This window comes from Pseudonocardia charpentierae, assembly GCF_031845345.1.
Taxonomy (GTDB): domain Bacteria; phylum Actinomycetota; class Actinomycetes; order Mycobacteriales; family Pseudonocardiaceae; genus Pseudonocardia; species Pseudonocardia charpentierae.
In genome coordinates this window covers 39754-57584 of the sequence record NZ_JAVREJ010000004.1, presented here as the reverse complement: position 1 = coordinate 57584, position 17831 = coordinate 39754, and the positions used below count along the sequence as shown (strand labels likewise).

General features: G+C 72.9%; 16 protein-coding genes and 1 pseudogene. 10 read left to right on the top strand and 7 right to left on the bottom strand.

Features of this window, described 5'->3' with window-relative positions; genetic code table 11:
* The first annotated feature begins 16 nt into the window (after nt 1-16).
* The 6 genes from RM445_RS07950 to RM445_RS07925 all read left to right on the top strand — a co-directional run bounded on the left by RM445_RS07950 (nt 17) and on the right by RM445_RS07925 (nt 5881).
* Nucleotides 17-1189: a sensor histidine kinase gene (locus RM445_RS07950; RefSeq protein WP_311555486.1), complete on the top strand. Its 1173-nt coding sequence runs from the start codon at nt 17-19 to the stop codon at nt 1187-1189.
* Entirely contained in the window at nt 1186-2331 is a 1146-nt protein-coding gene (locus RM445_RS07945; RefSeq protein ID WP_311555485.1) for a hypothetical protein, read from the top strand. The genes RM445_RS07950 and RM445_RS07945 overlap by 4 nt, the downstream gene beginning before the upstream one ends.
* A complete protein-coding gene (locus RM445_RS07940; protein ID WP_311555484.1) occupies nt 2310-2957 on the top strand; it encodes a response regulator in 648 nt (215 codons plus the stop codon). Before RM445_RS07945 ends, RM445_RS07940 begins: the two co-directional genes overlap by 22 nt.
* A gap of 291 nt (nt 2958-3248) precedes the next feature.
* A complete protein-coding gene (locus RM445_RS07935; RefSeq protein ID WP_311555483.1) occupies nt 3249-4154 on the top strand; it encodes a peptidylprolyl isomerase in 906 nt (301 codons plus the stop codon).
* A gap of 13 nt (nt 4155-4167) precedes the next feature.
* Entirely contained in the window at nt 4168-5082 is a 915-nt protein-coding gene (locus tag RM445_RS07930; protein WP_311555482.1) for a MazG family protein, read from the top strand.
* A 52-nt stretch (nt 5083-5134) separates the two neighbouring features.
* Nucleotides 5135-5881: a lytic murein transglycosylase gene (locus RM445_RS07925; protein WP_311555481.1), complete on the top strand. Its 747-nt coding sequence runs from the start codon at nt 5135-5137 to the stop codon at nt 5879-5881.
* Nucleotides 5882-5893: 12 nt separating this feature from the next.
* On the opposite strand, the gene RM445_RS07920 is transcribed toward RM445_RS07925, so the two are convergent.
* The 6 genes from RM445_RS07920 to RM445_RS07895 all read right to left on the bottom strand — a co-directional run bounded on the left by RM445_RS07920 (nt 5894) and on the right by RM445_RS07895 (nt 12370).
* The gene (locus tag RM445_RS07920; RefSeq protein ID WP_311555480.1) at nt 5894-6163 is read right to left on the bottom strand and encodes a GlsB/YeaQ/YmgE family stress response membrane protein; all 270 of its coding nucleotides are present in this window, start codon (nt 6161-6163) and stop codon (nt 5894-5896) included.
* A 98-nt stretch (nt 6164-6261) separates the two neighbouring features.
* Nucleotides 6262-7515: an iron uptake transporter deferrochelatase/peroxidase subunit gene (efeB, locus tag RM445_RS07915; protein ID WP_311555479.1), complete on the bottom strand. Its 1254-nt coding sequence runs from the start codon at nt 7513-7515 to the stop codon at nt 6262-6264.
* Between the two features lie 146 nt (nt 7516-7661).
* Complete coding sequence (locus RM445_RS07910; RefSeq protein ID WP_311555478.1) at nt 7662-8987, bottom strand: Dyp-type peroxidase; 1326 nt, start codon at nt 8985-8987, stop codon at nt 7662-7664.
* Nucleotides 8984-10225, bottom strand: a complete 1242-nt coding sequence (gene efeO / locus RM445_RS07905) for an iron uptake system protein EfeO (RefSeq protein ID WP_311555477.1) — start codon at nt 10223-10225, stop codon at nt 8984-8986. Before efeO ends, RM445_RS07910 begins: the two co-directional genes overlap by 4 nt.
* Complete coding sequence (gene efeU, locus RM445_RS07900; protein ID WP_311555476.1) at nt 10222-11784, bottom strand: iron uptake transporter permease EfeU; 1563 nt, start codon at nt 11782-11784, stop codon at nt 10222-10224. Before efeU ends, efeO begins: the two co-directional genes overlap by 4 nt.
* Before the next feature lie 181 nt (nt 11785-11965).
* Nucleotides 11966-12370 carry a tetratricopeptide repeat protein gene (locus RM445_RS07895; RefSeq protein WP_311555475.1) on the bottom strand — a complete coding sequence of 135 codons (405 nt, stop codon included), beginning with the start codon at nt 12368-12370 and terminating at the stop codon, nt 11966-11968.
* A 182-nt stretch (nt 12371-12552) separates the two neighbouring features.
* Here RM445_RS07895 and eno point away from each other — a divergent pair, with 182 nt between their 5' ends.
* The 3 genes from eno to RM445_RS07880 all read left to right on the top strand — a co-directional run bounded on the left by eno (nt 12553) and on the right by RM445_RS07880 (nt 15170).
* Nucleotides 12553-13839: a phosphopyruvate hydratase gene (eno, locus tag RM445_RS07890; RefSeq protein WP_311555474.1), complete on the top strand. Its 1287-nt coding sequence runs from the start codon at nt 12553-12555 to the stop codon at nt 13837-13839.
* A gap of 222 nt (nt 13840-14061) precedes the next feature.
* Complete coding sequence (locus RM445_RS07885) at nt 14062-14598, top strand: FtsB family cell division protein (protein WP_311555473.1); 537 nt, start codon at nt 14062-14064, stop codon at nt 14596-14598.
* Nucleotides 14599-14636: 38 nt separating this feature from the next.
* Complete coding sequence (locus RM445_RS07880) at nt 14637-15170, top strand: DUF501 domain-containing protein (RefSeq protein ID WP_397469255.1); 534 nt, start codon at nt 14637-14639, stop codon at nt 15168-15170.
* 7 nt (nt 15171-15177) lie between these two features.
* On the opposite strand, the pseudogene RM445_RS07875 reads toward RM445_RS07880, so the two are convergent.
* A pseudogene (locus RM445_RS07875) lies at nt 15178-16793 on the bottom strand (acyl-CoA dehydrogenase family protein).
* A 93-nt stretch (nt 16794-16886) separates the two neighbouring features.
* On the opposite strand from RM445_RS07875, the gene RM445_RS07870 reads away from it, so the two are divergent.
* Nucleotides 16887-17825 (top strand): Ppx/GppA phosphatase family protein, encoded by a 939-nt coding sequence (locus RM445_RS07870; protein ID WP_311555472.1) that lies wholly within the window; start codon nt 16887-16889, stop codon nt 17823-17825.
* Nucleotides 17826-17831: the final 6 nt, after the last annotated feature.

Here is a 17831-nt window from a genome sequence, read left to right as displayed (position 1 = left end):
GTCGACCATGATCGCGATGTCCGACTCCGCCGCCGCGCCGGTCTCCCGCGGCCTGCGGCGGTTCGGCCGCCGCTATCCGGCGGTGGGACGCGCCGCGGTCGGCGTGCTCTGTGCGGTCGCGAGCCCGTTCTCCCTGCCTCCGCGGGGACCGGGCCTCGCCGTGGCGGCCGCTTCGGCGGTCGTCGTGTGGAACCTGGTGTACCTCGGGGCGCTGCTGCCGGACGGGCGCTCCTGCCGCCTGTACCGCGCGGTCTGCGCGGTGGACGTCGTCCTGGTCTGTGGCCTGTGCCTGGCCAAGCCGGTCCTGGTGGACCCGGGACAGCAGATCGCGTCGCTGGGCTGGGTGTCGCCGATCGCGTCGTTCACCGTCGTCGCGGTCCAGTTCCAGCTGGGCATCCCGGCCGCTGCCGCCGCTACGGCGGCCGTGTGCGCCGCGTTCGTCGCCGGAGCGGCGATGTCGCCGGGACTCACGGTGTGGGACGGGGTCTTCGCCGGCGGCGGGGGCTGGATGGTGGTGGAGGCGGTCCTCGCGCGGCTGCTGTGGGTGCTGTTGCAACGGGCCGGGCGCGAAGCCGACCGCCTGATGCGGGCGCGGTTCGACGCCGAGCGCACCGCCGCGACCGCCGCCGCCCGTCGGTCCGCGCAGCGCGCGCACTGGGCCACCCTGCACGACACCTCCGCGAGCACGCTGCTCATGATCGGTCTGGGTACGGTGCGCGGCACGGAGGCCTGGCTGCCCGGCCAGGTCCGGCGCGACATCCGCCTGCTCGGCGGCGTCCGTGACGGGCCGCCGGACGCCGAGGGCGCCGAGGCCGCGCTGGAACCCGCACTCCACGAGGTGGCGCGAGCCGCGCGCGTGCGCGTCGAGCTCGACTGCCCGGCCGACCTGACGGCGCCTGCGGCCGTCGTCCGGGCCCTCGCCGGGGCGGCGGCCGAGGCGCTGGAGAACGTCGCCCGGCACGCCGGCGCCGAAGATGCGCGCGTGCACGCGCGACGCGACGGGGAATCCGCGGGCATCGAGGTCGTCGTGGCCGACGACGGCGTGGGGTTCGACCCCACCGCGGTCGGCGCGCACCGGTTCGGTCTCGCCCTGTCGGTCCACGACCGGATGGACGCCGCGGGCGGGTACGCGGTGGTCGAATCGGCGTCGGGACGGGGCACGGTCGTGCGGCTGCGGTGGCCGAGGTGACTCCCGACGGTCTCGTCGCCGAGCGGCCCTCTCTGGCGCTGGCACTGCTGCACAGCCTGCGCGTGGCCCGGTCAGTGATCGTCCTGGTGATCCTCGTCGGCCTGGTGCTGCCCCACGTCGTCGCCGATCTGGCGGTCTACGAACCGAGATGGACCGGCCCGGCCTGGTTCGCCGGTCTGCTCGCCGTCGCCGTCGCCGACGGGGTGCTCGTCCTTCGGCGGCGCACCTGGGGGCGTGCCCGGTGGCCCGCGGCCGCGTTCGTGCTCGCGCTGTCGGTGTGGGCGACCGCGCTGCTGCCCGCCTCGGCGCTCGTCGGTCCGCCGCACCAGACGCTCGGCGCGGTCGGCTGGTTCGGCGTGCTGCTGCTCGCCGACACCGGACTCGCCGCACTGCTCGGCTTCCTGGGCGTGCACGTCGCGCTCACCGTGGTGCAGCTCGGGCTCGCCGATCGGCTCGACCTGCTCACGGCCGTCGACCTGGCCGTCGTGGTCGCCGCGACGGGCGGGTTCCAGCTGGCCGTCGGGACCGCAGGCGCTGCGCTGGACCGGGTGGCAGGGGCCGCGACCGAGGCCGCACACCGGCAGGCCGCGACGGTGACGGCCGAGGAGGTCGCCCGGCAGCTGCACGACGACCGCGAGGAGCGCTACACGCGGCTGCGCGACAGCGTGCTGCCCCTGCTGCTGGGGATCGGTGACGGGAGCCTGTCGCCCGCGGATCCCGATGTCCAACGGCGCGCTGCGGTCGAAGCCGCCCGGCTCCGGCGGCTGTTCGCGGAGGAGGGCGACGTGGTCGACCTCCTCGCGGCCGAGCTGGGATCGCTCGTCGACCTCCTCGACCAGCGCGGCACCGAGGTGTCGTTCTCGGCGACGGGGGAGCGGCCCGTGCCGCCGGCGGCGGTCCGCAGCGCGCTCGTCGACGCGGTCGCCCCGGTACTCCTCGCGGCCCGCCGATCCGCGCGCGTGACCGTGAGCGCGGCGGGAACAGGGGTGCTCGTCGGCGTCGTGACCGACACCGATCTCGCTACGGCCGTCACCGACGTTCCCATGATCGAATCGGTCGGGCCCGCGGAGATCTCGGTGGTCGTCGTCGGAACGGAGCAGCAGACCTGGGTGGAGGTGCGGTGGAGCCCGTCAGCGTCGTGATCGTCGACGATCACCCGGCGATCGTCGACGGGGTGCGGGCCTGGTGCGCCGCGGCCGCTCCGCCGATCACCGTCGTCGCATGGGGACACGAGCCGGCGGTGGCGGTGTCGGGTGCGGGTGCGGCGGCGGACGTCGTGCTGTTCGACCTGCAGCTGGAGACCGGCGTGCTGGCGTTCGACGCCGTCGGCCGGCTCGTGGCCGGGGGCCGGCGCGTGGTCGTGTACTCGCAGGCGGCCGACGACGCGACCGTGCTGCGGTGCCTCGAAACCGGCGTGTCGACCTACCTGACCAAGGCGGAGGGGCGCGAGCACCTCATCCCCGCGGTGCACGCCGCGGCGCGGGACCTGCCCTACGTCTCACCGGCGCTCGGCGGGGTGATGGCGGGCGACCGGCGCGCCGACCGGCCGGTGCTGAGTGACCGCGAGCGGGAGGTGCTGCTCGCGTGGTTCGAGAGCGACTCGAAGAACCTCGTGGCCGCCCGGTTCGGGCTCTCGGTGAAGACGATCGACACCTACATCGCTCGCGTACGGATCAAGTACGCGGACGTCGGCCGCCCGGCCTCGACGAAGGCGGCGCTGGTGGCGCGGGCACTGCAGGACGGGCTCGTCGACCTGGGCGACCTCTGACCCTCCGGGACGTCGCGCTCGGACGGCGGCGCGGCCGACCGTACCCGATCGGCCGCGCCTCCCCGCGCCCCTCCACGCGGGACGCGAGCGTTCCTCGACGTACGGCGGGGAGCGGCACGCGTCGACGACCCGGCGCCGCGGCGGTGGACCGACGGCGCCGGGTCAACGACGCACGGTAGTGCGAATCGGACGGGGCCCGCGTCGGGCGAACACCCGACGGGCGACGGCGCTTACCGCCGGTGACGGCCGCCCGCAACTCGTGACGTGCTGCCGCCGTGAGAGGGTGTGGACGTGTACAGGCAGGTGGGACGGGCCCTCGCGGTGGTCGCAACCGTCGGTGTGGTGGTCAGCGGTTGTGGTGCCGGGCCGAGCCAGGTCGGGTCCGCTGTGATCGTCGGCACAACCGCGGTGCCGCTGGAGCAGGTGCAGTCGCGCCTGGACGTCGCGCTCGGCAAGACCGACGTCGTGGCGCAGCTCGCCAGCAGCGGTGTCGGTGCGCCGGACATCGCCCGCGACGTGGTGACCGGCGCGGTGATGCACGACCTGCTCGCCCGCACCGCGGCGACCGAGGGCATCACGGTCTCCGAGGCGGACGTCGACGCGGCGCTGCAGGAGAGCGGCGGGGCGGACGCCGCGCTGTCGCAGTCGCTCTACGACCTGTCCGCGATCCGCGAGCGGGTGCGCGACCGGCTCATCGCCGTCAAGCACGCGCAGCGGATCGTCCCCGGGCTCACGATCACCGCCGATCTCGTCGCCGCGAACTCGCGCGACGACGCGGCGGCCAAGGCCCGCGTGCTCGCCACCGGCGGCCCGGAGGCCGACGCGCTGTTCGCCTCGAACCCCGAGACGTCGCGGCGCAACATGTCCTACCAGGCGGTCCGCAGCCCCGAGGCGGCGTCGACCGTGCTCTTCGGCCTGCCCGTCGGGCGTACCGCCTACTTCCAGCCCAGCCCTCAGCAGGGCGGCTGGATCGTGCTGCGCGTGACGGATCGTCAGGAAGACGCGAACGCCGACCCGAGCGCCGCGGCCTCGCTGGGCGACTCGGATCTCGCCGCCATCGGCGACAGGTTGCTGCAGCCCCTGTCCGAAGAGGTCGGCGTGCGGGTCAACCCGCGCTTCGGGGTGTGGGATCCGGTGTCGATGCGGGTGGTCGCGGCGGATCAGCAGGGCGGCGCGATCCTGCCGCTCATGGGCTGAGGCCGGGGCAGGCATGCCGCGCACGGTCGTCGTCCTGCCCGTCGGGGGCGAGGTGGTGCCGACGGCGGCGCTGCCCGCGCTGCGGGCGACCGCCCACGTGATCGCCGACGACACGGTCCCCGAGAAGGTCGCGGTCGCCGCCGGGGCGGTGCCCGGTGCACCGGCCGGCGCCGACTGGGTCCTGCTCACCACGGATCTCGCGCAGGCCCCCGCGGCCGACGAGGTGATCGTCGCGCCCCGCGGTACCGCGCTGCTCGACGCCGTGGCGGTGATGGACCGGCTGCGCTCGCCCGGAGGCTGCCCCTGGGACGCCGAGCAGACGCACGAGTCGCTGCTGCAGTACATGGTGGAGGAGTGCTACGAGCTCTACCAGGCGATCGAGGACGGCGACGGCCCCGCGACCCGCGAGGAGCTCGGCGACGTGCTGCTGCAGGTGCTGTTCCACGCCCGGGTGGCGGCCGACGGGGAGTGGTCGTTCGACATCGACGACGTCGCGGGCGATCTCGTTGCCAAGCTGGTGGGCCGGCACCCGCACGTGTTCGCCGGATCCGAGCGCATCGACACCGCGGAGCGCCAGGAGCACCGGTGGGAGGAGCTCAAGCGGGCGGAGAAGCAGCGCGACTCCAGCGTGGACGGGGTGCCGCTCGGGCAACCGGCCGTCGCGCTCGCGGCCAAGCTCGTGAGCCGGACGGCACGGGCCGGGCTGCCCGCCGACCTGCTGCCCCGCGCCGCCGGCCCGGGGGAGCAGCTGTTCGCTGTCGCGGCGAAGGCCAAGCTCGCGGGCGGCGACCCGGAGGCGGCACTCCGCACCGCGGCGCGCCGGTTCGCCGACGACGTCCGCGCCGCCGAGCGCTCGGCACGCGACGCGGGCCTCGATCCGCACGCACTCGACGCCGAGACGTGGCGGACGCACTGGCCGGCGGGCTGACGGCCGAGGTCGCCCTCAGAAGCGTCTCAGGCGGGCTCCGTACCGTGGGGGTGTGCGTCCCGTCGCGATCTTGTCCGCCGTCGTCGCGCTCGTGGTGGTCGCGGCCGGGCTAGTGGTCGTCGCCGTACTCGGCCCTCTGCGCCCGGACGGACGGGACGGCCGCGACAGTGATGCGGACGATCCTGCTGCGGTGGCGCGGGGGACGGCACTGCCCGCGATCCCGCCGCTGGCCGACGACCTCGACCTGGCCGTGTGGGCCGACCGGGCCGCCCGGTCGACCGGGGTGCCGGCGCGCGCACTCGAGGCCTACGGCGCGGCGGAGCGGACCCAACGTGCCGCCACCCCGGACTGCCGGTTGTCGTGGGCGACGCTCGCCGCGGTGGGCCGGATCGAGTCCGACCACGGCCGGCTGGGCCGGGCCGATCTCGACGCCGACGGCGTCGTCCGGCCACCCATCGTCGGCGTGCCGCTCGACGGCTCGCCGGGACTCGCCGAGATCCCCGACACTGACGGCGGCCGACTCGACGGCGACGTGGGGTACGACCGCGCCGTCGGGCCGATGCAGTTCCTGCCGGGCACCTGGGCGCGCTACGGCGCCGACGGTGACGGCGACGGCGTGCGCAACCCGGACGACCTCGACGACGCCGCCGCGGCGGCCGCGGGCTACCTGTGCGCCGGTGGACGTGACACGGCCGACGGCGACGGCTGGTGGGACGGAGTCCTCGCCTACAACCGCTCGATCGACTACGCCCGCCGCGTGTGGACCGCGGCCGACCGGTACGCCACCGCGCCGGCCTGACCCGTCACGGGCTCAGATGCGCCTGCGGCTGCCGGCCAGGAACTTGTTGTAGACCAGCAGCACGATCACGGCGCCGACGATCGAGCCGATCCAGCCTGCCGGCTGGAAACCGCGGAACCCCACCGTGAGCAGGCCGAACACGAAACCACCGAGCACCGAGCCGACCACGCCGAGCGCGATCGTCCGCAGCACCCCGATCGCGTCGCGGCCCGGCACCAGGGCCCGGGCGATGAAGCCGACGATGAGCCCGAACACGATCCATCCGATGATCGTCCAGAGCATTCCTTCTCCTCTTCCGTGCGCGCCCGCCGGACGTCCCTCATCCGTTGTACTCCTCGGTACCGACGGGATCAGGGTGAGCTGCGGCTCAGCCCTGTGGGTCACACCGCGTCCTCGAGGAGCCGCTGGCCCCAGTACTCGCCCTCGCGCAGGCCCGGCGGGCAGGCGAACACCGCGGAGCCGGTGTGCTGGATGTACTCCCTCATCGCGTCGTTGGCGGAGAGGGCCTGCTGCATGGGCACGAACTGCGTCTGCGGGTTGCGGACGAAGCAGATGAAGAACAGGCCCGCGTTCAGGTGCCCGCGGTCGTCGCTGCCGGTGACGAAGTTGAACCCGCGCCGCAGCATCTTGATGCCGTTCAGCGACTCCGCCGACGCGACCCGGATGTGCGAGTTGACCGGGATGACCGGTGTGCCGTTCGCGTCGATCGAGCGATAGTTGGCCGGCTCGAACTCCCCGGTCCCGCCCAGCGGGGCGCCGGTGCCCTTGGTTCGCCCGATCACGGCCTCCTGCTCGTCGAGCGAGGCGCGGTCCCAGGTCTCGATGTGCATGCGGATGCGGCGGGCGACGAGGTAGGTCCCGCCGGTCATCCAGTCGGGCCCGTCGCCACCCTGCACCCAGACGTGCTCGTCCAGCAGGTCCGGCTCCTCGGCCTTGAGGTTGTGCGTGCCGTCCTTGAAGCCGAACAGGTTCCTGGCGGTCGGCTGCTGCGTCGACGTCGACGAGGTCCGGCCGTACCCGAACTGCCCCCACCGCACCGCCGTCGTGCCGAAGCCGATGCGGATGAGGTTGCGGACCGCGTGCACCGCGACCTGCGGGTCGTTCGCACAGGCCTGGATGCAGATGTCGCCGCCCGTCCGCGCCGGGTCGAGCTGGTCGCCGGCGAAGGGCGGAAGCTCGGCGAGGGCGGCCGGCCGCCGGTCGGGGATGCCGAGCTTGTCGAAGAAGGTGCTGCCGAATCCGATGGTCACGGTCAGCGACGAGGGCGGCAGGTCCAGCGCCTCACCCGTGTCCGTCGGAGGCGACTCGCGGTTCCGCGGAAGCGCGCCGCCCTCCGCGGTCTCCAGGCCCTGCGTCATGCGCTCGGCGGCCGTCGTCCACTGGCTCAGCATCCGTTGCACGGCGGCCTTGCCGGTGGAGGTCAGGTCGAGCGCCGTGAAGTAGAGCTCGTTCTGCGACGGAGTGGTGATCCCGGCCTGGTAGGTGCCGCGGAAGTCGACGACGTCCGCGCCGGGAGATGCGACGTCCGGCTCCGACCGCCCGAGCGTGTACCCCGACACGGCCCCCACGCCGGCCACTGCGGCGCCGGCGCCGGTCCACCCGAGCAGCCGGCGTCGGGAAACGCCTCCGGACACCGTCGCCCCCCTCGCCCGTCCTCATGCCGGTGCAACGCCTGGAACTGCGCCGACAGCCCACGGCGCGGCTCCGGCCGGAGGGACGATCGTCACGTCAGGATGCCACGATCACGAGCTCGAGGGTGAGCGTCGATCGTCGAGGGGTGTCAGGCGAACAGCGCCTCGCCGATGTAGTGGCCCTCCTCGGGAGCGGGGGGAACCACGAAGATGCCCGAGCCGATGTGCCGGATGTACTCGTTGAGCAGGTCGTTCGCGCCCAGCCGGTTCTGCAGCCGGATGAAGTGCTGCGGGTCGTTCTGGTAGGAGATGAACAGCAGTCCGGCGTCGAGCTGGCCGTCCGCGGCGAGGCCGTCGGTGTAGTTGTACGACCGACGCTTGATCATCACGCCGCCGTTGTTCTCCGGCGCCGACAGCGCGATGTGGGCCAGGGGATTGATGATCAGCTCGCCCTCGGCGTCGCGTGCCGCGAAATCGGGGTGGTCGAACTCCTTGGTCCCGGTCAGGGGGGCGCCCTCGGCCTTGTCGCGACCGAAGATCTCCTGCTGGTCGCCGATCCGGTCGGCGTCCCAGGTCTCGAGCAGCATCCGGATCTTGCGGACGACCTGGTACGAGCCGCCGTCGAGCCACGGCTGGTCGCTCTTGTCGATCCACACGAACTGCGCCATCTGGTCGTCGGTCTTGATGTTGCGGGTGCCGTCCTTGAATCCCAGCAGCATGCGCGGGGTCGCCTGCCCCTCACCGGCCGAGGCCCGGCCGAAGCCCAGCACCGTCCAGTAGGGGACGACGACGCCGCGGCCGATCCGGGCGAGGTTGCGGAAGGCGTGGTAGCTCACCTGCGGGTCGTCGGCGCACGCCTGCAGGCTCAGGTCGCCACCGGTGAACTTCGGGTCCAGGAAGTCGCCGTTCAGCGGCGGCAGGTCGGAGAACAGGGCCGGCTTGAACCGGGCCAGGCCGAACCGCTCACCGAACACCGAGGGGCCCAGCCCGAGTGTCACCGTGAGGCTCGCCGGGCTCAGGTCGTGCGCCTCGCCGGTGTCACGCGGCGGCTGCAGCGGCGAGGTCGGTTCCACCGACCCGACCGACCGGCCGTCCTGGAGCACGGCGATCGCCGCCGACCAGCGGGCCAGCAGCACCTGCAGGTCTCGTGTCGTGGCGCCGGGGGCCAGCCGGAACGTCGCGAACAGGCAGTGCCGCTGCGGCTCCGTCGCGATCCCGACCTGGTACCGCTGCCCGTAGAAGGGGTACTTGGTGCCGAGGTTGACGGCGTCCGTGGAGTCTTCGGAGATGAGCGTCCGCCCTGCGACGGCACCTCCTGCGCCCCCGACGACCAGACCCCCGACGCCGCCGAGCAGGGCGCCCCGGAGGAGGCCGCGGCGGGAGGTACCCGTCGCGACCGCCTCCGGGGGCTGCCGGGGCTGCTGCGGTACTGAATCCTCGGCCGCACCGTCACCCGCATCCATCGAACCGCTCATACCACCTTTTGCGCGACGGCAGCCAGCGATTCGTGCAGCGGCTGGATCGCGGCGGTCAGCTTGGCGGAGTCGCTGGCCTGCAGCTCGGGCGTGTAGGGCTTGAAGCCGCCGATCGCATTCGGGTCGCGGTACGTGTCGAGGGTCGCCTGCACGGACACGAACTGTCCGTCCAGCGTCTTGACCAGGTCGGCGTCGATCTGCTCCAGGCCGGGCCGCAGCGAGGCGTAGGCCTGCTGGGCGCCTTCGACGTTCCCGGCGAAGTCGACCAGGTCGAGGTGGCTGAACTGCTCCTCCTCGCCGGTGATCTTGCCGCTCTGGACCTCTTCGATCAGGCCCGCCGCACCGTTGGCGAGGTCTTCGGGGCGGTACTCCAGCTCGGCGACGACACCCTGCAGCTTGCCGACGTTGGTGACCAGGTCGGAGCTGTACTTCTTGGTCTCGTCGGTGACCGCACCGCCCTGCCACAGGTCGCGCTCGACGGCGTGGAAGCCGGACCAGCCGACCGCGGCGTCGACCGGGGTCGACTCGCGCATGTCGATCAGGTAGTCGAGGTTGCCCGCGTTGTCCTCGGGCGGGAAGCCGGGGAGCACGAAGCCCTCGATGGCGGACTCGGCGCGCTCGTAGTACGGGCGGGCCTTGCCGTAGGCCTGCTTGGCGGCGTCGACGTTGCCGGCCTGGACCGCCGTGTTGAGCTCGCCGACGGCCGTGTTCATCTGGTCGACCTGGGTGACCACGTAGGCGGCGTAGTCCTTGGTGCCCTGCGCGAGGATCGACTGCGCCGAGCCGGTGGGCGCCGCGGCGGCCGCCCCGGTCACGGTGAAGTCGACGTGGTCCGTGCCGGCGCCGGGGCAGTAGAGCTGGTAGGTGCCCCCGTCGAGGGTGAGGGTGAACGTCACCGGGTCGAGGCCCGGCGCCAGGTTCTCCTTCTCACCGAGGATCCGCTGGTCCTTGATCAGCTCCACCTCCGTGATCCCGGCGGCGCTCTCGTTCTTGATCGAGAAGGTGACCGGCCCGGCGGGCACCGAGTTCTTGTCGGGTGTGCAGGCGTCGGCACCCGACTGGTTGGCCAGGCTGATGTTCACGGTGCTGATCCCGCCCTCGCCGGCGGCGGCTCCCGTGGGCGCCGCCGAGGGAGCGGCGCCGCCCGTCGAGCCCGACCCGCATGCGGTCAGGGCGAGCGCCGAGGCGGCGATCACGGCCGGGGTGAGGAGCCACCGGCGAGGGGATGTCGTTGTCATACCGCTGTCTTTTCCTTTCGTTCTTGGGGGACGTTGTGGCCGCGCGCCATCGCGACGGACGCCATGGCGATGGCGGCGAGCACGAGGACCGCGGGCAGCCAGACCCGCCAGAGCGTGCGTTCGGACCGGTCGGACGCGGCGCCGGCGACCGCTCCCACCGCAGCGGTCGCCTCCTCCTCGGAGATCGACCAGTCGGAGCCGAGGCTGCCCGCGCTGACGGTCTTGGCGGCCTGTAGTCCGCCGCCCTGGAGCGTGACGATGCGCGTGCTCACCGCGTCGGCGCCGATCAGGGCGTCTCCGGCGGCCAGGACGTTGTACTCGGTGTTGGCCGCCCACTGCGCCTGGAACGGGCCGGGGGTGACGTTGGCGCTCAGCCCCACCGGCAGTCGGCCGCCGGTGAGGGTGGCGAGCTGGCCGAGGGTGACCGGGTTCGCGCTCTGGTCGGGCGCGGTCGGGACCTTGGCCTGCCAGACGTCCACGGCGAGGCCGTCGACGACCTGCCGACCCGCCGGGATCAGTGCGACCGTGGTGGTGCCGCCGCTCGACGCGATCGTCAGCGGCCGGCTGTCGCCGTCGGGGGCGCCGAGAGTCAGGGTCGCCGTGTCGCCCGACTCGACCGCCACCGTCCGCACCGGCCCGGGCTGGTTGACGCCGCCGGCGGGGACGAGCACCACCAGTGCGAGGGCGACCGCCGCGAGACCCGCTGCCGACCATCCGAGCAGCCGGCGCCGCGCTGCGGGCGACGACGCCCAGCGGGCCGGCCACAGGAAAGCGACGAGCACCGGAACCGCGTAGAACAGCCAGCCCAGCACCTCGATCAACCGCGGATCGGTGGGGATGCCGAACATCCCTGTGACGATCGCGCCGCGGACCGAGTTGCGCGGGATCCACGACGACAGGTCGAGGACCGGCTGCTGGCCGATGTTCACCCAGCCCGCCTCGTGCGCGGTCCGCAGCGTGCTCAGCACCAGCCCGGCGGCGATCAGGACGAGGAAGACGCCGGAGACGCGGAAGAACCGCCCGATGTTGAGGCGGACCCCGCCGGAGTAGATGGCGACGCCGATGCCGACGGCGCAGAGGATGCCGGCAAAGGCCCCGACCAGCCCGAGCCCACCGCTGCCGCCGCTCGCCTGCATCGCCGCGAGCAGGAAGACCGCCGTCTCGAAGCCTTCCTTCAATACGGCCAGGAAGGCCATCGCGACGAGGGCGAACGAACTGCCGGAGGTGACGGCCCGTTGGGCCTCGCGCTCCAGCTCACCCTTGAGCTGGAAGGCGTGCTGGTTCATCCAGATGACCATCGTGGTCACGAAGACGACCGCGACGGCGCCGATCACCGTCTCGAGCATCTCCTGCTGCACCTGCGGCAGGGAGGCCGACAGCAGATCGAGACCCACCCCGACGCCCACGCTGATGGCGACCGCGAGCGCGACACCGACGAACATCGGGCGCAGCGAGTGGCCGTTCCGCTTGAGAAAGGCGGCCACGATGCTGACGATCAGGGTCGCCTCGAGGCCCTCGCGCAGCCCGATCAGGAAGGTGCCGAGGAAGACGCCCTGCACAGCGAACCAACTCCTGTCTCTCGATCACCGACCCTCGACCGTGGTGGACGAGCGCATGAGCCATCGCAGTTAGGTCAGGCTAAGGACGGGCAGGGTGAGGCTAGCCTGCCTGGCGGCGGAACGGGAGGTCGTCGGATCTCAACGGGATAACGCGAACGCCCGAAGTCCGGCTCAGAAGCGACTATTTGTCCGGTTGGTCCGACTTCTGTGCGGCGAGTCTCACACGGACCTCGCCCAGCGCCTCCTGGTACTCCGGGCGGGGATCCATCGCCGCCGCCATCTTCAGCTGGGCGTGCGCCTCGGCGAGCCTGCCCTGCCGGTGCAGCGCCTTCCCCAGCGCGAAGCGGGCGTAGTGGTCGGCGGGGTCGAGGTCGATCACCCGCTCGAACGCCTGCTCGGCGAGCCGCAGCTGGGCGGAGTTGAGGTACGCGCGTCCGGCGAGGAGTTGCACCGAGACGTCGTTGGGCTGGCTCTCCAGGACGGGACCGAGTGCTTGCAGCGCGTCCAGCGGACGGCTCCGCGCGATCAACATCTCGGCGCGGCGGAACGACTCGAACAGACCGTCGGACGCGGGTTGACTCGTCATGGTCAGCCCTACGTTAGGTCTCTCCACGCCGATCGGCGAGACCTGAATAGCCGTGTCGCGGTGAGCGGTGGGTGGGGCCGCAGCGGCCGCTCGGCGCTTCGCCCTGCACGGTGCTCCAGGCTCGATACCCTGCCGGAGAGATCGACGGAGTCCGTTGTCCAGAGCACGGGACGGGAGCACTGGTGGCATTCATCGAGCAGGTCGGGGCGCGGGAGATCCTCGACTCGCGGGGGAATCCGACGGTCGAGGTGGAGGTCGCGCTCGACGACGGGACGTTGGCCCGGGCGGCGGTGCCGTCGGGGGCCTCGACCGGGGAACACGAGGCGGTCGAGCTGCGTGACGGGGACAAGTCCCGCTACGGCGGCAAAGGTGTGGAAAAAGCGGTGGCGGCGGTGTTGGACGAGATCGGCCCGGAGCTGACCGGGATGGAGGCCACCGACCAGCGGGTGATCGACCAGCGCCTGGTCGATCTCGACGGCACCCCGGGCAAGGGCCGCCTGGGCGCGAACGCCCTGCTGGGCGTGTCGTTGGCGGTGGCGAAGGCGGCCGCGGAATCATCGGGTCTGGAGTTGTTCCGGTATGTGGGCGGCCCGAACGCGCACGTGTTGCCGGTGCCGATGATGAACATCATCAACGGCGGGGCGCACGCCGACAGCTCGGTGGACGTGCAGGAGTTCATGGTCGCCCCGATCGGCGCCGAGAGCTTCAAGGAGGCGTTGCGGTGGGGCGCGGAGGTCTACCACTCCCTCAAGAGCGTGCTCAAGAGCGAAGGTTTCGCCACCGGGCTGGGCGATGAGGGCGGGTTCGCCCCGGACCTGCCCGGCACCACCGCGGCGTTGGATGTGATCGCCCGCGCGGTCGACAAGGCCGGGTTCACGTTGGGCCGCGATGTGGTGTTGGCGTTGGATGTGGCGGCGACGGAGTTCTTCTCCGACGGGATGTACTCCTATGAGGGCCGCAAACTCTCGTCGGAGGAGTTCGTCGCGGTCTACGCCGACCTGGTCGACGGCTACCCGCTGGTGTCGATCGAGGACCCGCTGTCCGAAGACGACTGGGAGGGCTGGATCGCGCTGACCTCGCAGATCGGTTCCCGGGTGCAGATCGTCGGGGACGACCTGTTCGTCACCAACCCCGAACGCCTCGAAGAGGGCATCACCCGGGGGGCGGCGAACGCGCTGCTGGTGAAGGTCAACCAGATCGGCACCCTGTCGGAAACCCTGGATGCGGTCACCCTGGCCCACAACTCCGGCTACCGGTGCATGATGTCGCACCGCTCCGGGGAGACCGAGGACACCACCATCGCCGACCTCGCCGTGGCCACCGGGTGCGGGCAGATCAAGACCGGTGCCCCGGCCCGGTCGGAGCGGGTGGCGAAGTACAACCAGCTGCTGCGCATCGAGGAATCCCTCGGCGACGCCGCCCGGTATGCGGGGGATCTGGCGTTCCCCCGCTACACCCCCGCCGGCTGACCCCGGCCCGGCCAGCCCCCGCCACTCGCGGGAGCCGGCCGGGTCCGGACGTACCGAAAGCGGCGTTCGGTGCACTCAACGCACCCGACGCCGCTTTCGCTACGTCCTGGCCACCCGATCCGCTCGGCGGGTCGCCCGGCCTTCTCCGCCCCTTCGTGGTGACATAAAGACGTCGCAAGCCCGTCCCCGACCTCACGACGGCCGACGATCCAGGAGGTGTGCGTGCCGGAGGAGCGCAGCCGCGCCCGGGCCGAGCGGGGGCGGAAGCCCGCCCCGCGTCGATCGGGTTCCGCAGCGCCGGGTCGGGTTCGGCGGGAGCCGCAGCTGACGCACGCCCGCTCGCGCGCCGGCAGTGTCGTCGCGGCCACCACCGGCCTCCTCGGCCTCTCCTCCACGCGGCGCGCCGCGGTTCTGGCGCTGGTGGTGTGCGCGCTCGCGCTGACCGTCGTCGTCCCGCTGCGCAACTACGTCGCCCAGCGGCAGGAGCTGGCCGCCGTCACGGCGCAGCAGCAGGCGCTGGCGGCCGAGGTCGACGAGCTCAACCGCGAGCGGGCGCGGCTGTCCGACCCCTCCGAGATCGCCGCCGAGGCCCGCTCCCGGCTCGGGTACGTGCGGCCGGGGGAGGTGCCCTACATCGTCCAGCTGCCGTCGACGGGCACCGACCGGGAGGCGGACCCGGCGTCGGACGGCATGCCCTGGTACCGCCAGCTGTGGCGCGAGGTCGAAGGTGGACCGGCGGGGGTCGAAGCCGGGCGCTGAGCCGGGTCACCGAGAATGCGACTGTGCCTGGGAACGCCGTGCCTGAGAACGCCGTGCCCGACGACGCCCTGCCAGCCGAGCACACGGCGGTCGACGCCGCCGACGAGGCCGCCGTCGCCGCCCAGCTCGGGCGCACCCCGCGCGGCCTGCGCGCCGTCGCGCATCGCTGCCCGTGCAGCCTGCCCGCGGTCGTGCAGACCGCTCCGCGCCTCCCCGACGGCACGCCGTTCCCGACGCTCTACTACCTGACCTGCGCACGCCTCAACTCCCGGATCGGCGGGTTGGAGGCCGACGGCCGGATGCGCGAGATGACCGAACGCCTCGACACCGATCCGGACCTCGCCGACGCCTACCGCCGCGCGCACCAGGCCTACCTCGCCGAGCGCGACGCGATCGAGCCGCTGGGCACGCAGGTGACCGCGGGCGGTATGCCGAGCCGGGTGAAGTGCCTGCACGTACACGTCGCCCACGCACTGGCGGCCGGCCCCGGCGTCAATCCCTTCGGCGACGAGACCCTCGTCGAGCTGGGCGACTGGTGGACTCCGGGCCCCTGCGTCTCCCCGCCGGCCTGACCCGCGACTACGACGACGGGGTGACGCGCTCCATTAGCGCCGCGGAGTGTGCCTCGGCGGGGAGCGTGCCCGCCGTGCGCCAGGGCCCGTCCGGCAGGAACCGGGACGACACGAACGCCGACGCCACGTCGTCCGGCGCGTACCGCAGCAGCAGCGAACCCTGCAGGCACAGCGCCAGCATCTCCGCCAACCGCCGCGCGCGTCGCTCCTCCCGGCTCCGCAGCTCGGTGCGCAGCTCCTGCGCGCCCCGGTCGAACCACGAGTCCGCACCCGCCGCCGCGTCGATCTCCGCCAGTACCGCCTCCGCGGACTCGGGCTCCCGCGTCACCGCGCGCAGCACGTCCAGCGCCGTGACGTTCCCCGAGCCCTCCCAGATCGAGTTCAGCGGCGCCTCGCGGTAGAGCCGCGGCATGCCGGAGTCTTCGACGTACCCGTCCCCACCCAGGCACTCCAACGCCTCGCCGACGACCGTCGGCGCCCGCTTGCACACGAGGTACTTCGCCGCGGCAGCGCCAGCCGCAGCAGGTCGTGCTCCTCGCGGTCCACGGCGCCCGCGAGCCGCATCGCCAGCGCCGTCGCCGCCTCGGACTCCAACGCCAGGTCGGCCACCACCGCCTGCATGAGCGGGGCATCGGCCAGTCGCGTGCCGAACGCGCTGCGGTGCGCCACGTGGTGCGCGGCCTCGCTCAGCGCGATCCGGATCAGACCGGCCGAGCCGATCACGCAGTCGAGCCGCGTCGTGGTCACCATCGTCAGCAGGGTCGCGATGCCGCGGCCCTCGTCACCCAGCCGCCACCCCACGGCGCCGGCGTACTCGACCTCGGCCGACGCGTTCGCCCGGTTCCCGAGCTTGTCCTTGAGCCGCACGAGGTGCATCCCGTTGCGGCTGCCGTCGGGGAGCACCCGCGGCACGACGATGCAGGTCGGCCCGTCGGGCGTCAGCGCCAGCGTCAGGAACAGGTCGCTCGTCGGCGCCGAGGTGAACCACTTCCGCCCGGTCACGCGGTAGCTGCCGTCTGACGCGCGCTCGGCCCGCGTCGCCACCGCCCGCAGGTCCGAACCTGCCTGGACCTCGGTCATCGACATGCCGGCGAGCAGGCCCGCCTTGGCCTCCGGGGCGACGGCGCCGGGTTCGTAGTGCTGCGCCCGCAGCCCGGGTTCGAACCGCTCCGCGAGCTGCGGATCGAGCCGCAGGGCGGGAACGGCTGCGTACGTCATCGAGATCGGGCAGCAGTGGCCGTTCTCGAGCTGATTCATCAGGTGGAAACCGGCTGCCCGGGCGACGTGTGCGCCCGACTCCGCGGGGGCGACCCACGGCGTCGCGTGCAGGCCCCAGCCGACGGAGGTACTCATCAGCCAGTGCCACGACGGGTGCAGCTCGACGTCGTCGACGCGCTGCCCGTACCGGTCGTGGGTCCGCAGAACGGGCGGGTGGGCGTCGGCCAGCCGGGCGTGCTCGCGGGCTTCCGCCGAGCCGACGAGCTCGGCCAGCGACGCGAGCGTCGGCAGCGCGTCGCCCGCGCCTTCACGACGGACCGCGTCGGTGAGGGCGGGGTCGCACGCGAGCGGGTCGAAACCGGCGAGCGACGGTGGCTGATTCCTGCCGTCGCCACGTGCCGCCACGCTCGGCAGGGTATCGGCGCTGGCCGGAGCCGTGGGTGCAATCTTGCGTACGGTAGGTGCGTCGTGGATTCCGAACAGCTCAGGGGAGTGCGCATGGCGCGGGTGGCCGCGGTCGACTGCGGGACGAACTCGATCCGCCTGCTGGTCGCGGACGTCACGCCGTCCGGGATGCGCGACTTCCACCGCGAGATGCGCGTGGTTCGGCTGGGGCAGGGCGTCGACGCCACGGGTGTGCTCGCCCCCGAGGCGATCGAGCGCACCCGGGTGGCGCTCGCCGACTACACGCTGATCATGCGCCGCAAGGGTGTGGAGCGGGTGCGGATGGTCGCGACCTCGGCCACCCGGGACGCCGCGAACCGCGACGACTTCTTCGCCATGGTCCGCGCCACCCTCGGCGCCGAGGCCGAGGTGATCTCCGGCGACGAGGAGGCTCGGCTCTCGTTCGCCGGCGCGGTCGGCGAGCTGGACCCGGACGACGGCCCGTTCGTCGTCGTGGACGTCGGCGGTGGATCGACGGAGGTCGTCGTCGGCGACCTGACCGACGCCGGACCCGTCGTCCGTGCGGCCCGCTCGGTGGACATCGGCTGCGTCCGCCTCACCGAGCGGTGCCTGCCCGACGACCCGCCGACCGCCGAGCAGATCGAGAAGGCCCGAGCGGTCACCGCGGAGATCCTCGCGGACGCCTTCGCCGCGGTCCCGGTCGAGGGCGTGCGGACGTGGGTGGGCGTCGCGGGAACCGTGACCACGTTGTCGGCGCTGGCCATGGACCTGCCCGCCTACGACTCCGACGTCATCCACCTGTCCCGCCTCTCGCTGCCCGACCTGCACCGCGTCGCGGAAGGCCTGCTCGCCATGCCCCGCGACCAGCGGGCCGTGCTCGGGCCGATGCACCCCGGACGGGTCGATGTGATCGGCGGCGGCGCGATCGTCGTCGAGGAGCTGGCCCGCGAGCTGCACGCGCGGGCGGGGATCACCGAGCTGGTCGCGAGCGAGCACGACATCCTCGACGGGATCGCGCTCTCCCTTGGCTGACCTTCC